Source organism: Mobilicoccus sp. (assembly GCF_032060985.1).
Classification (GTDB): domain Bacteria; phylum Actinomycetota; class Actinomycetes; order Actinomycetales; family Dermatophilaceae; genus Mobilicoccus.
Genome location: NZ_DAMBGD010000016.1, coordinates 32,902 through 46,004 on the forward strand (window position 1 = coordinate 32,902; position 13,103 = coordinate 46,004).

Below are 13,103 nucleotides of genomic sequence, written 5' to 3' on the forward strand. Positions count from 1 at the left end.
CGGACGCATTCCTCGGTGCTCCGGGCCTCGCTGCCGCTCGTTTCCTCGCACACGTCGTCATGCCACGCGTCGGTCGGGACGCATTCCTCGGTGCTCCGGGCCTCGCTGCCGCTCGTTTCCTCGCACACGTCGTCATGCCACGCGTCGGTCGGGACGCATTCCTCGGTGCTCCGGGCCTCGCTGCCGCTCGTTTCCTCGCACACATCGTCATGCGTCCAGGAACCTCACATCGCGGGCATTCCGCTGGATGAAGCTCCGCCGCGAGGCGACGTCCTCACCCATGAGCACCGAGAAGATCTCGTCGGCGGCCGCCGCGTCGTCGAGGGTGACCTGCAACAGGACGCGGTGGTCGGGATCCATCGTCGTCTCCCACAGCTCGTTGGCGTTCATCTCGCCGAGACCCTTGTACCGCTGGACGGGGCTGTCCTTCGGCAACCGCCACCCCTGCGCCCGGCCGGCGGCGAGCTTCTCGTCGCGCTCCCGGTCGGAGAACACGAAGTCGTGCTCGTGGTTGCTCCACTTGATGCGGTAGAGCGGGGGCTGGGCGAGGTAGACGTAGCCGGCCTCGATGAGCGGCCGCATGAACCGGAACAGCAACGTGAGCAACAACGTGCGGATGTGCATGCCGTCGACGTCGGCGTCGGCCATGAGGATGATCTTGTGGTACCGGGCCTTGTCGAGGTCGAAGTCCTCGCCGACGCCGGTGCCGAAACCGCTGATGAGCGCCTGCACCTCGAGGTTGGCGAGCACCTTGTCGATGCGGGCCTTCTCGACGTTGAGGATCTTGCCTCGGATGGGCAGGATCGCCTGGTTGAACGGGTTGCGGCCGTCCTTGGCCGACCCGCCTGCCGAGTCGCCCTCGACGATGTAGATCTCACTGACGCTCGGGTCCTTGGACTGGCAGTCGCGCAGCTTGCCGGGCAGACCACCGGACTCCATGAGTCCCTTGCGGCGGGTCGCCTCGCGGGCCTTGCGGGCCGCCATGCGCGCCGCGGCCGCGTTGATCGCCTTGCGGACGATCTCCTTGCCGGAGGCCGGGTGGGCGTCGAGCCAGTCGCCGAGCTTCTCGGTGAGGGCGCCCTGCACGAAGCCCTTGACCTCGGAGTTGCCGAGCTTGGTCTTCGTCTGCCCCTCGAACTGCGGCTCACCGAGCTTGACCGAGATGACCGCGGTGAGACCCTCGCGGATGTCGTCGCCGGTGAGGTTCTCGTCCTTGTCCTTGAGGAGGTTCTGCTTGCGCGCGAACTCGTTGACGAGGCGCGTGAGCGCTGCCCGGAACCCCTCCTCGTGCGTGCCGCCCTCGTGGGTGTTGATCGTGTTCGCGTACGTGTGGACCGACTCGCTGTACGCCGTCGTCCACTGCATCGCGATCTCGAGGGAGAGCGCCCGCTTGGGGTCCTCGAGCTCGAAGTCGATGATCTCCTCGTGCACCTTCTCGTTGCGCTTGCTCGCGTTGAGGTGGGTGACGTAGTCGACGAGGCCGCCGTCGTAGCGGTAGACGACCCGACGGCCCTTGACCTTGCCGGTCTCGTCGGTCGCGACCGCTCCGGTACGGGCCTCGTCGGCGGCCGCGGCGTCGGCGTCGGCGCGCTCGGTGTCCGCACCCGTGGCCGGGGCGTCCCCCACGGCCTTCGCCGCATCGGCCTCGGCGGAGTCCTCGAGTTCGTCCTCGGCGTGCGCGACGGCCTGCTGACGCTCGTCGGTGAGGGCGATGGTGAGGCCCTTGTTGAGGAACGCCATCTGCTGGAAGCGCGCGCGGATCGTCTCGAAGTCGTAGTCGACGGTCTCGAAGATCTCGGGGTCGGCCCAGAACGTGATCGTCGTGCCGGTCTCCTCCGTGGGCTCCATGCGCTCCAGCGGCGCGACCGCCTCACCGTGATCGAACTCGATCCGCCACGCGTGGCCGAGCTGACGGATCTCGGCCGTGAGTCGCTGCGACAGGGCGTTGACCACGGAGGATCCCACGCCGTGCAGCCCACCGGAGACCTTGTACCCGCCGCCGCCGAACTTGCCGCCCGCGTGGAGCTGGGTGAGGACGAGTTCGACGGTGCTCATGCCGTACTGCTCGTTGAGACCCGTCGGGATGCCGCGGCCGTTGTCGCTGACCCGCACGCCGCCGTCGGCAAGGAGGGTCACCTCGACGTGCGTGGCGTACCCGGCGAGTGCCTCGTCGACGGAGTTGTCGACGATCTCCCACACGAGGTGGTGCAGGCCGCGCTCGCCGGTGGACCCGATGTACATGCCCGGACGCTTGCGCACCGCTTCGAGGCCCTCGAGGACCTGGATGGAGCTGGAGTCGTAGACCGGTGCGTCGTCGGCACCAGGAACGGGGGCGTCGATCGCGTCGGGTGTGGACTGCGGCTCCCCGTCGGCGGGCACGGGGACGTCCTCGTTCGAAGGGGGTGTCGACACGCTTCTCCTCGTCGCCGATGGCGGTCGCGCCACCCTGCCGACCGGGGGCGAACCGGTGGGAGTGTCGAGCAGGTGTGAGGTCGTGCGGCGCGACGTCTGGGATTGACGGTTCAGTCTACCGTCAACGGCGAGTGGACACGCCCAGGAGGCCCCCAGGGCGCCGCCGAGACGCGCGAACGCCCAGGGCCCGGTGACCCGGTACGTGATCCCGGTGTCCCAGGGCTCTGCGGGCGTGAGAGGAGACGGGGATCTCCCCGCCGTCCGCCGGCGCCCCGGGTGGGTGCCCGTTCACCCCGCCCCGACGCGGCCTCGCGCGGGAACGGATCGCTCATCCGTAGGTGTCGCGAGGTCCCTGCCCGCGGGCACGCCGGGGGCCCCGACTCCACGACGGCGCGGCGGGGCCCGTGATGCGCACCTCGGTGACGACGCCCGGACCGGCCTCGGCCTCACACCGCCCGAGGATCGTCGGCACCATGTGGCGCAGCTGCGTCGCCCACGCGGTCGAGTCGGCCCGCACGGTGAGGATGCCGTCCTCGAACGTCACCGGCCGGCAGTGGCGCGCGACGTCGAGCCCGACGATCACCTCCCACCGACCCATCACCGACCCGGCCGCCACGTCGACCTTCCACCCGCGGTCGAGCAGCAGCCGATCGAGCTGGTCACCGAGGGCCTGCGGATCCCGCGCATCGTCGGCCGAACCGGTGAAGACGGCCTCGGTCCGCCGACGACGTCGGGGCGCAGGACGTGAACCGGGGCGCAGACCCTTGGCCCGGGCGGCCTCGCGGGCCCGGGCCAGCGCACTCGCCGCGGCCTGCGCGAGGACGTCGTCGTCGAGGTCGGAGGCGACCGGCGGGGTGGTCGACGGGTCGTCGTCGACCGGTCCGCCGCGGGGCGATCCTCCGGTCATGGCGCGACCTCGGCGCGGGCAGGGGGCACGGCGGCGCCCTCGGGCTGGGCCTCGGGCTCGGGCTCGGTCACGAGATCGTCGGCCGGAACACGCGCGGTACCGGGCGCCGGGTCGTCGTCGGCCAGGGGGATCTCCTCGGCCGTCATGGGCGACGGGTCGTCCCCCCGGCCATGGTCGACCGCCTCGTCGGGCGCGTCGTCGTCGGGCGCGTCGGCGTCGGGCGCGTCGGCGTCGGGCGCGTCGTTGTCGGTCGCCCCGGCGGCGAGCTCGGCGGACGACCCGAGGTCGACGTGGCCGGGACGGACCCCGAACCGGACACCACGGAGGGCGTCGGGGACGTCCTCCTCGACCGCGGCGGTGATGAGGACCTGCTCCCCGTCCGCGACGAGCTCGGCGAGGCGGGTGCGGCGGCGGGCGTCGAGTTCGGCGAAGACGTCGTCGAGGATGAGGACGGGGTCGTCGCCGAGATCGTGTCGCAGCAGGTGGTAGGCGGCGAGCTTGAGTCCGAGCGCGAACGACCAGGACTCACCGTGGGAGGCGTAGCCCTTGGCCGGGAGCTCACCGAGCGAGAGGACGAGCTCGTCGCGGTGCGGACCGACCAGACTGACGCCCCGATCGAGTTCGGCGCCGCGTCGTTCGCGCATGGTGCCGAGCATCCGATCGCGCCACTCCTCGGGCGAGAACACCTCCCCGGCCTCGATCGCCGCGGCGCTCTCCTCGTCCAGGGACGAGCGGTACGTGAGCCGCGCCTCGTGGGCCGCCGCGCTGACCTGCTGATACGCCTCGGTGAGCAGCGGTGCGAGGTCACGCACGAGCCGCAGTCGGGCGTAGAGCAACTGGCCGCCGACGAGAGCGAGGTGGTCGTCCCACACGTCGAGGGTCTCGGGGGTGGGGGCCGGCTCGCTGCGTCGCCGCCCGCGGCGGCCGGGCGCAGCGGCCCGCAGCAGGGCGTTGCGCTGCTTGAGGATCTTGTCGTAGTCCGAGCACACCCCCGCCCACCGGGGCTGCCGCGAGACGAGCAACCCGTCGAGGAACCGGCGTCGATCGGAGGGGTCCCCCTTGACGAGGGCGAGGTCCTCCGGCGCGAACAGGACGGTCCGCAGGGTGCCGAGGACCTCCCGCGGGCGCATCGCCGTGCGGTTGAGGCGGGCCCGGTTGGCCCGGCCGGGGACGATCTCCAACTCGACGAGGCTCTCGCGTCCGTCTCGGACGACGGCGCCCCGCACGATCGCCCGCTCCGCGCCGTGCCGCACGAGCGGAGCATCCTGGGCCACCCGGTGGGAGGACAGGGACGCGAGATACCCGACCGCCTCGACGAGGTTGGTCTTGCCGACGCCGTTGAGGCCGACGAGCGTGCTCACGCCCGGCTCCAGCGCCACCTCCGCGGTGGGGTAGCTGCGAAAGTCGCCGAGGCTGAGATGGCGCAGGTACACGGATCCTCCGGCGCCGCGGACCGAGCCCGCGACGCGTCGTCGGCGCCGGTCAGCTGGGGAGTCTGACCGGCATGAGCACGTAACGGTAGGACAGGTCGGCCTCGCCGTCGAGCTCGGACTGGCCCGAGATCACCGAGGGACGGCTGCTCTGGGTGAACGCCAGGCGCGCGAACCGGGTACCGAGTGCGTGCAGCCCGTCGAGGAGGTAGTGCGGGTTGAACGCGATCTCGATCTCCGGGCCGGTGAGACGGCACTCGACGGCCTCGCTCGCCTGGGCGTCGTCGCCGGTGCCGGCGTCGATGGCGACCTGACCGTCGATGAACCGCAGCCGCACCGGGGTGTTCCGTTCGGCGACGAGGGAGACGCGCTTGACGGCCTCGACGAGGGCGGCGGTCTCGACGACGGCCTCGGAGTCCACCGAGCTCGGCGGGATCGAGGACACCTTGGGGTACTCCCCGTCGAGCAGCCGGGTGGTCGTGCGTCGCTGACCGGCCTCGAAGCCGATGAGCCCGTCGCCACCGGCCGCCCCGCCGAGGGCGACCTCGACCGAGGCCGAGGCGCCGAGCGCCTTGGCCGTGTCCGAAAGCGTGCGGGCCGGCACGAGGACGACGGTCTCGATCGACGGATCCGCCGGACTCCACGTGAGGTCGCGCATGGCGAGGCGGTACCGGTCGGTGGCGAGCAGCGAGATGCGCTCCCCGGAGACCTCCATGCGCACGCCGGTGAGGATCGGCAGGGTGTCGCTGCGGTCGGCCGCGACGCTCACCTGCGCGACGGCCTGGGTGAACACGTCACCGGCGATCGTGCCGCTCGGCTCGGGCGAGACGGGCAACGTCGGGTACTCCTCACCGGGCATCTGCAGCAGGCTGAACCGGCTGGACCCGCAGGTGAGCTGGACCTTGTTGCCGTCGGTGGCGACGTCGATGGGCCGGTTGGGCAGGTTGCGGGAGATGTCGGCGAGCAACCGACCCAGCACGAGCACCCGGCCGCCCTCGGCGACGTCGGCCGCGACGGTGATGCGGGCCGAGACCTCGTAGTCGAACGCCGAGAGGGTGAGCGTGCCCGCCTCGTCGGCCTCGATGAGGACGCCGGCGAGCACCGGAACCGGCGGCCGCGCCGGCAGGCCACGGGCCGTCCAAGTCACAGCCTCGGCCAGCACGTCACGTTCGACTCGGAACTTCACGCCCCACCGCCTTGTCGTCGTGGGGTGGCACCGCTGGTCACCCTCGGGATCTCGTCACACGCATGTCTGTCGGCGACCGTCCGTGGCGGACGAACGGGGCCCAGGGGCACTCCGGTTCGTCCCCGAGCCTCTCGCGCACGAGCCTCTCGCGAAGGGATGGACAGTCGCGCCCGACTCTAGTCGCCAGCTCGGACAGGACCAATCCGATCGCGCCCGACACGCGCGTCGGTGCGTCCGGCATGGACGGCCGCGGCCGGTCGCCCGGTGCCGATAGGTCGGTGAGTCGGTCTGTCGAGGCGAGCGCCGCCATCCGGACCGGAGTGATGCCGAGCGCAGTGCTCTCGCGTGGGGGTGCCGGGGTGCCGGAGCGTTGTATCCATCCACCTCGACTCACCGAGGCGTCTCGCTCAGGTTCGGTCCTCTCGAGCCGATGAAGCAACGACGACACCCTCGTGTGGATCCACACCGTACTCGGGGCGGAATGGCAGAGGGAGATGGACTCATCGTTGTCATAGGTCCTGTGGATCCTGTGGACGACGGCTGTTCTCCCTGGCCAGAGCCGTTGTCGTCGTGTGGAGATGTCGTGGACGCGAGCCGTGGACGACCGGGCTCCGGTGTGGAGGAGGACGCGCTGTTCACAAGCGTCCACCGTTCTCCACCGCCCATCCACAACCCAGGGCGGTCCGAACGCCGCAGGACGCCCGGTGCTGCCCACAACGGGGTGTGGACAACCGTTCTCCACAGACTTTTCCCCAACTGTGGAGACATCGCTGCACGTCAGTGACATGTGGTGAGTCCCTCGTCCGGGTCGGACCTCCTTTCTCCACAGGTGTGGACAGAAATGTGGACAGCCGTCTTGAACAGCGTTGGGGCCGTAGCGACCCCGGCATCGACGCAGGTCGATGGCACCCCGCCGACCAGGCCCGTACAGGGCGACGCACGGCGCTCCGTGCGTCATCTGGGCAGGCGGGGACGTCGAACGGCGTGGGCGACCGCCGGGGAGCCGTGGAGAGACGGCGGGCCTCCCGGCTCGGTCCGGCCCGCGCGGGCTCAGGAGGCCTGCGAGCGGATCCGCGTCGTGAGCTCGGTGACCTGGTTGTAGACCGAGCGTCGCTCGGCCATGAGCTGGCGGATCTTGCGGTCCGCATGCATGACCGTCGTGTGGTCGCGTCCGCCGAACTGCTGGCCGATCTTGGGCAGGGACAGCTCGGTGAGTTCCCGGCACAGGTACATCGCGATCTGCCGCGCCGTGACGAGCCCGCGCGAGCGGGAGGAGCCGCAGAGGTCGTCGATCGACAGCCCGAAGTAGGCGGCCGTCTGCCCCATGATCGTGCTCGCGGTGATCTGACTGCTCTCGCGGTCGGGGATGAGGTCCTTGAGCACGATCTCCGCGAGGCTGAGTTCGACGGGTTGCCGATTGAGGTTCGCGAACGCCGTCACGCGGATGAGGGCGCCCTCGAGTTCGCGGATGTTCGTCGAGATGCGACTGGCGATGAACTCCATCACCTCGTCAGGCAGTGAGAGCTGCTCCTGTACGGCCTTCTTGCGCAGGATCGCGATGCGCGTCTCGAGGTCCGGCGGCTGCACGTCGGTGAGCAGGCCCCACTCGAACCGACTCCGCATCCGCTCCTCGAACCCCGAGAGCTGCTTGGGCGGCACGTCCGAGGTGATGACCACCTGCTTGTTGCTGTTGTGCAGGGTGTTGAAGGTGTGGAAGAACTCCTCCTGGGTCTGCATCTTGCCCTGGAGGAACTGGATGTCGTCGATGAGCAGGACGTCCATGTCGCGGTAACGGCGCTGGAAACCGGCGGCCTTGTCGTCGCGGATGCTGTTGATGAAGTCGTTGGTGAACTCCTCGGAGTTCACGTACTTGACCTTGACGTGGGGGTACAGGTTGCGGGCGTAGTGCCCGATCGCATGGAGCAGGTGCGTCTTGCCCAGTCCGGAGTCCCCGTAGACGAACAGCGGGTTGTAGGCCTTGGCCGGGGCCTCGGCGACGGCGACCGCGGCCGCATGGGCGAAGCGGTTGCTCGCCCCGATGACGAACGTGTCGAACGTGTACTTCGGGTTGAGCTGCGAGGACTCCTCCCGCCGGCCGGTCGGCGCGGGTCGGGGCAGTCGCTCCCCGGTCGGCGTCGCCGTCGCGGGGTTGACCTCCTCCTCGGCCGCGGCCGAGGGCCCCTCGCCGGCGAGTTCGCCCGGCATCGACTCCTGGTAGCCCTCGAGAACCGGCTGCTCGGCGCCCGCGAACTGCTCCCGCAGCGAGGCGTCGACCGTGACGGCGAGGCGGACCTCGTGCCCGACCTGCTCGGTGAGTGCGCGGACGAGGCGGTCTCGTGCCCGCGACTCGACGATCTCCTTGGTGAAGTCGTCGGGGACGGCGATGAGGGCCGTGGTGTCGAGGACCCCGACGAGGGTGGCCTGGCGGAGGAAGGCGCGCTGCGGCGCGGGGATGCCGGCCTGGTCGAGGGCCCGAAGGGTGGCGCCCCAGATGCGACCCGGTTCGGAGGGGCTGGTCGAGGAGTCACCGGAGACGGACATGGGCCCCACACTACGCATCGCGACCGCCCGGAAAAATGGTCGGGAACGCCCTTGTCCACAGAGTTGTGCACAGGATGTGGAAAGACGCCGGTGCGTCACGGGACGACCCTGGGGGGTCGCCGGTGGAAACCGGTATGTCGGGCCTGTGCGGTCCGATCTCCCGAAAGTCGAGAGGTGCGCCGACCCTCACGGGCCTTCGGCGTGACGTCGTCGGCGATGCCGAGTACCCACGCCCGCGGTCCTTCCGCGCCTGGACGGGCGCACTGGACGTACATCTGACCAACAGGTGTCAGCACCGTAACAACCGCGCTCGGCGGGTCGCAACCACATGCTCGAAAACCGTTGACAGAAGGGGACTTCCGTCCCGACTGGCCGGTGTTCGCGCCGGGGACCGGTGGTGCCCGGGGTGAACGGCGGATGACGCCGGGAGCGCGAGCTGGCCGCGCGGCACCGGCCGACGCGTCACGCCGACCCGCGGCGTGGTGACGTGACCAGGTGGGTCGTCATCGGGTAGGGCCGGTTTGACCACGGCCAGGCCCGCTGCGTACCGTTGATCCCTGGCCCGTCCACGGGCCCTTCCTCATGCCCTCGCGTCCGCGCGCGGGGCTGTGCGAAGGGGTTCCGTGGCCACTCCCTCATCTGCTTCGGTGCTGCATCGATCCCCCGTGATCGGTTCGCCGGAGTCGACGATGACGGACTTCCTGCCCACCGCGCGAGCCCTCGCGCAGTAACGGAGAGCATCGTGAGCAAGCGCACCTTCCAGCCGAACAACCGCCGTCGTGCCAAGACGCACGGCTTCCGCCTGCGTATGTCGACCCGCGCCGGTCGCTCCATCATCGCCTCGCGTCGCCTCAAGGGCCGCAAGAAGCTCACGGCCTGACGTCGGCGATGCTGCCGGCCCGACACCGCCTCCGGCGCCGCGAGGACTTCGCACGCGCCGTCCGCGGACGTCGGAGCGGCAGCCGGCTCGTCGTCGTCCACGTGCGCGCCTCGCAGCCCACCGTGCCGTCGTGCAGGGTGGGCTTCGTCGTGTCCAAGGCCGTCGGCAACGCCGTCACCCGCAACCGCGTCAAGCGGCGCCTGCGGGCCGTCGTCGCCTCCCTGCTGCCGGAACTGCCCGACGGCCACGACCTCGTCGTGCGGGCCAACCCGGCGGCGGCCGACGCCGACTACGCGACCCTCGAGGCGGAGCTCACGCGCCTCGTGCGCAAGGCGTGTGGGCGCGCGGTCGACCCCGTCTCCGCGGCAGGATCGTGATGTCCGATCAGCCGGGGAGAACCGACCACACCGCCACGACGACCCCGCCGCGCGGCGACGGCCGCCGGTGGGTCTCCGCGCCGTTCCTCGCGGCCGTGCGCTTCTACCAGCTGTTCATCTCCCCGCTCATCCCGCCGAGCTGCCGCTTCTACCCGAGTTGCTCGGCCTACACGTTCACCGCCATCCAACGGTTCGGACCGCTGCGGGGGACATGGCTCGGGTGCCGCCGTCTGCTGCGGTGCCACCCGTGGAACCCCGGAGGCGTCGACCACGTTCCAGAGCGGGGCGAGGACGGTCGTCCCGTACGGAAGAATGAGGGCGCCGGCACGGGCGGACCACGCTCACGTCACGACGTGACCGTCCCCCACACGCCCCCCGATCACCAGAGCGGGCAGTGAACGCTCACCCGCGGCGACGCCGCGCCTGAGGAAGGAAGACATGGAACGAGGTTTCTGGGGCACCCTGCTGTGGCCGCTCGAATGGGCGGTCGAATGGGTCCTCGTCGCATTCCACAGCCTGAACACGGCGATCGGGATGCCCGCGGCCTCCGGCTGGAACTGGGCGCTCGCCATCGCGGGACTCGTCGTCGTCGTCCGGATCCTGCTCATCCCGCTGTTCGTCAAGCAGATCCAGTCCTCGCGGCGCATGCAGCTCATCCAGCCCGAACTGCAGAAGATCCAGAAGAAGTACAAGGGCAAGAAGGACCCCGAGTCCCAGCAGGCCATGACGGCCGAGACGATGGACCTGTACAAGCGCACGGGCACCAACCCGTTCAGTTCGTGCCTGCCGATCCTGCTGCAGATGCCGATCTTCTTCGCACTGTTCAAGGTCCTCAACGGGCTCGGCAAGGTGGCCGCCGGTCAGGCCGACCCGGCCGGCCCCCTCGGCCGTGAGATCGCCCACCAGGCGAACAGCTCGACCCTCTTCGGTGCCCCGCTGTCGGCGACCTTCATCTCCTCCGGTGACGTCAACACCAAGGTGCTCACGTTCGTCCTCATCGCGCTCATGTCGATCACGACGTTCACGACGCAGCACCAGCTCATGCGCAAGAACATGCCGTCTGCGGCGCTGGACAACCCGTTCGCGCAGCAACAGAAGATGATGCTGTACCTGTTCCCCATCATCTTCGCGGTCTCCGGCGTCAACTTCCCCATCGGTGTGCTCATCTACTGGTTCGTCACGAACGTGTGGACGATGGGACAGCAGTTCTACGTCATCAACCGCATGCCGGCCCCGGGCTCGCCCGCCGAGAAGGCGCTCGAGGAGCGCCGCCTGCGTCGCGGCAAGGAGCACAAGGCCTTCACCGTTCCCGGTCTCCACCACGACCACAAGGACGGCGACGACGGGGCGCGCACCGGCTCGACCGCCGCCGGGGCGGTGGCGGCGGAGGAGGCCGACGTCGTCTCAGCCCCCGTGCGGGAGTCCGGTCAGCGCCAGCAGCCCAAGCGCCGCAAACGCAAACGCTGACACCGGCCCCTCCCTCTCCCTCCGACGAACAGGAGTCCTGACATGACCGACAGCGACGTCTCCACCCCCGCCTCCGAGGCATCAGCCTCCGAGGCATCCGCTCCCGACACCGGGTCGTCCACCGAGAAGGCGTCCACGACGCGCCCCTCCCGCACCGCCCAGCTGGAGCGTGAGGGCGAGGTCGCCGCCGACTTCCTCGAGCGACTCCTCGACATCGCCGACCTCGACGGAGACCTCGACGTCGACATCGACGGCGACCGCGCGGTCGTCGCGATCGTCGACTCCGAGGAGGGCCGGGTTCCGCGCCGTCTCGTCGGCACCGACGGGCGGGTGCTGGAGGCCCTGCAGGAGGTCACGCGCCTCGCGGTCCAGACCGCCACGGGCGAGCACTCCCGCCTCATGCTCGACGTCGCCGGACACCGCGCCGAGCGGCGACGGGCCGTCGTCGAGATCGCCCGTACCGCGGTGGAGGCCTGCCAGGAGACCGGTGAACCGCAGCCGCTCGAGCCGATGTCGGCGTTCGAGCGGAAGGTGGCGCACGACGAGGTCCTGCGCCTCGGTCTTCGGTCGGAGTCCGAGGGCGTGGAGCCCCGGCGCCACGTCGTCGTCCACCCCGCGTGACGCGAGGCTGACGGCGGATGGCGAAGGACGTCGGCGAGGCCCCGCGCACCCCACCTCCGCCCCCGCCGGCGGCCGAGGAGGTCTTCGAGGACCTCCTCCCTCTGGCCGAGCGCTTTGTCGAGCTGCTCGCCGACACCGGGGTCTCGCACGGCCTCATCGGACCACGCGAGGTCGATCGCCTCTGGGAGAGGCATGTCCTCAACTGTGCCGTCGTCGCCGAGTTCATCCCTGAGGATGCCGAGGTGGTGGACGTGGGCTCGGGTGCCGGACTGCCTGGCCTCGCGCTCGCCATCGCCCGACCCGACGTCACCATGCATCTCGTCGAGCCCATGGCCCGGCGCACCGACTGGCTCTCCCTCGCCGCGGAGGACCTCGGGCTGCCGCACGTCCACGTGCACCGCGGTAGGGCGGAGGAGGTGGACCTCCAGGGGGATGTCGTCACCGCCCGCGCGGTCTCCAAGCTCTCGACGCTCGGACGGTGGATGGCCCCCCTCGCTCGCGACGGCGCGGTGATGCTCGCCCTCAAGGGTGCTTCGGCGGAGGACGAACTCGCCCGCGACCGGCAGGCCACGATGCGCGCCGGGTGGCGCGACCTCGAGGTCGTCCACGCGGGGGTCGGGCTGCTCGATCCCGTGACGACCGTCATCCGGGGCGTCCGGGCCCCCGACCGCCGACCTGCGACCGGTCGACGGGCTCGTCGTCGCTGACCCGGCATCGTCATCGGGCCCACTTCTGCCTCAGGCGAACTCGGGCCGATCCCAGCGGAGGGCGGCCGCGACCTCGCGGGGTCGATCATTCGCTGACCAGGGATCACCTCCGCGGGCTTCACCGGGTCTGTGCTCCTCGACGCGCGGCTGTGGACCGATGCCACGGACGGACGACTGAGCGACTACCGTGGGACGGCAGTCCGACGACCCGAAAGGATGACGGGTGCCCCACGGAACGAACGCCCTCGGCTGGCCGCGCGAGACCCCGTCGCAGCCCACGTCCCCCCTGGGGTGGCCACGAGACGGCGCCGGGCCGGCTCGGGTCGAGGCGGCGAGAGAACCGGCGCGCGTTTCACGTGAAACACGGCGCGAGGAACCCGCAACGGTCGAGATCCCGCACGGCAGTGGTGCCGGTGACCGTGCCGCTGCCGGCTCCACGAAGGCGAGCCAGGACGCGGGCTCGGTACTGCACGCGGAGCGCACGCCGGGCGACGGGGCTGGTAGGCCCCCTCGAGGTCCCTCCGGGGCCGACGACACCGTCTGCCCCCCGGCGAGGGCGACGCCCACACCTCCCT

General features: G+C 70.6%; 11 protein-coding genes. 6 read left to right on the top strand and 5 right to left on the bottom strand.

Going from position 1 to position 13,103, the window contains the following annotated elements:
- Positions 1-207: 207 nt before the first annotated feature.
- The 5 genes from gyrB to dnaA form a co-directional block, all read right to left on the bottom strand.
- On the bottom strand, positions 208-2,340 hold the full coding sequence (gene gyrB, locus RT054_RS12435; RefSeq protein WP_313024124.1) for a DNA topoisomerase (ATP-hydrolyzing) subunit B: 2,133 nt from the start codon (positions 2,338-2,340) through the stop codon (positions 208-210).
- A 400-nt stretch (positions 2,341-2,740) separates the two neighbouring features.
- Complete coding sequence (locus RT054_RS12440) at positions 2,741-3,319, bottom strand: DciA family protein (protein ID WP_313023994.1); 579 nt, start codon at positions 3,317-3,319, stop codon at positions 2,741-2,743.
- Entirely contained in the window at positions 3,316-4,752 is a 1,437-nt protein-coding gene (gene recF / locus RT054_RS12445) for a DNA replication/repair protein RecF (protein ID WP_313023996.1), read from the bottom strand. Before recF ends, RT054_RS12440 begins: the two co-directional genes overlap by 4 nt.
- Before the next feature lie 49 nt (positions 4,753-4,801).
- Entirely contained in the window at positions 4,802-5,935 is a 1,134-nt protein-coding gene (gene dnaN, locus RT054_RS12450) for a DNA polymerase III subunit beta (RefSeq protein WP_313023999.1), read from the bottom strand.
- A 1,050-nt stretch (positions 5,936-6,985) separates the two neighbouring features.
- On the bottom strand, positions 6,986-8,476 hold the full coding sequence (gene dnaA / locus RT054_RS12455) for a chromosomal replication initiator protein DnaA (RefSeq protein WP_313024001.1): 1,491 nt from the start codon (positions 8,474-8,476) through the stop codon (positions 6,986-6,988).
- A 742-nt stretch (positions 8,477-9,218) separates the two neighbouring features.
- On the opposite strand from dnaA, the gene rpmH reads away from it, so the two are divergent.
- The 6 genes from rpmH to rsmG are packed head-to-tail and all read left to right on the top strand — an operon-like array spanning position 9,219 to position 12,528.
- The gene (gene rpmH, locus RT054_RS12460; protein ID WP_009482735.1) at positions 9,219-9,356 is read left to right on the top strand and encodes a 50S ribosomal protein L34; all 138 of its coding nucleotides are present in this window, start codon (positions 9,219-9,221) and stop codon (positions 9,354-9,356) included.
- An 8-nt stretch (positions 9,357-9,364) separates the two neighbouring features.
- A complete protein-coding gene (gene rnpA / locus RT054_RS12465) occupies positions 9,365-9,733 on the top strand; it encodes a ribonuclease P protein component (RefSeq protein ID WP_312721245.1) in 369 nt (122 codons plus the stop codon).
- A complete protein-coding gene (gene yidD, locus RT054_RS12470) occupies positions 9,733-10,131 on the top strand; it encodes a membrane protein insertion efficiency factor YidD (protein ID WP_312721243.1) in 399 nt (132 codons plus the stop codon). Before rnpA ends, yidD begins: the two co-directional genes overlap by 1 nt.
- 40 nt (positions 10,132-10,171) lie before the next feature.
- On the top strand, positions 10,172-11,200 hold the full coding sequence (yidC, locus tag RT054_RS12475; RefSeq protein ID WP_312721241.1) for a membrane protein insertase YidC: 1,029 nt from the start codon (positions 10,172-10,174) through the stop codon (positions 11,198-11,200).
- Positions 11,201-11,242: 42 nt separating this feature from the next.
- Positions 11,243-11,821 (top strand): R3H domain-containing nucleic acid-binding protein, encoded by a 579-nt coding sequence (locus RT054_RS12480; protein WP_312721239.1) that lies wholly within the window; start codon positions 11,243-11,245, stop codon positions 11,819-11,821.
- 17 nt (positions 11,822-11,838) lie between these two features.
- Positions 11,839-12,528: a 16S rRNA (guanine(527)-N(7))-methyltransferase RsmG gene (rsmG, locus tag RT054_RS12485; RefSeq protein ID WP_313024011.1), complete on the top strand. Its 690-nt coding sequence runs from the start codon at positions 11,839-11,841 to the stop codon at positions 12,526-12,528.
- The last annotated feature ends 575 nt before the right edge of the window (positions 12,529-13,103 follow it).

Excerpts from the sequence above, each read along its gene's own strand:
- RT054_RS12440 (WP_313023994.1), bottom strand. The coding sequence starts at position 3,319 with ATGACCGGAGGATCGCCCCGCGGCGGACCGGTCGACGACGACCCGTCG.
- dnaA (WP_313024001.1), bottom strand. The coding sequence starts at position 8,476 with ATGTCCGTCTCCGGTGACTCCTCGACCAGCCCCTCCGAACCGGGTCGC.
- rnpA (WP_312721245.1), top strand. The coding sequence starts at position 9,365 with ATGCTGCCGGCCCGACACCGCCTCCGGCGCCGCGAGGACTTCGCACGC.
- yidD (WP_312721243.1), top strand. The coding sequence starts at position 9,733 with ATGTCCGATCAGCCGGGGAGAACCGACCACACCGCCACGACGACCCCG.
- yidC (WP_312721241.1), top strand. The coding sequence starts at position 10,172 with ATGGAACGAGGTTTCTGGGGCACCCTGCTGTGGCCGCTCGAATGGGCG.
- RT054_RS12480 (WP_312721239.1), top strand. The coding sequence starts at position 11,243 with ATGACCGACAGCGACGTCTCCACCCCCGCCTCCGAGGCATCAGCCTCC.
- rsmG (WP_313024011.1), top strand. The coding sequence starts at position 11,839 with ATGGCGAAGGACGTCGGCGAGGCCCCGCGCACCCCACCTCCGCCCCCG.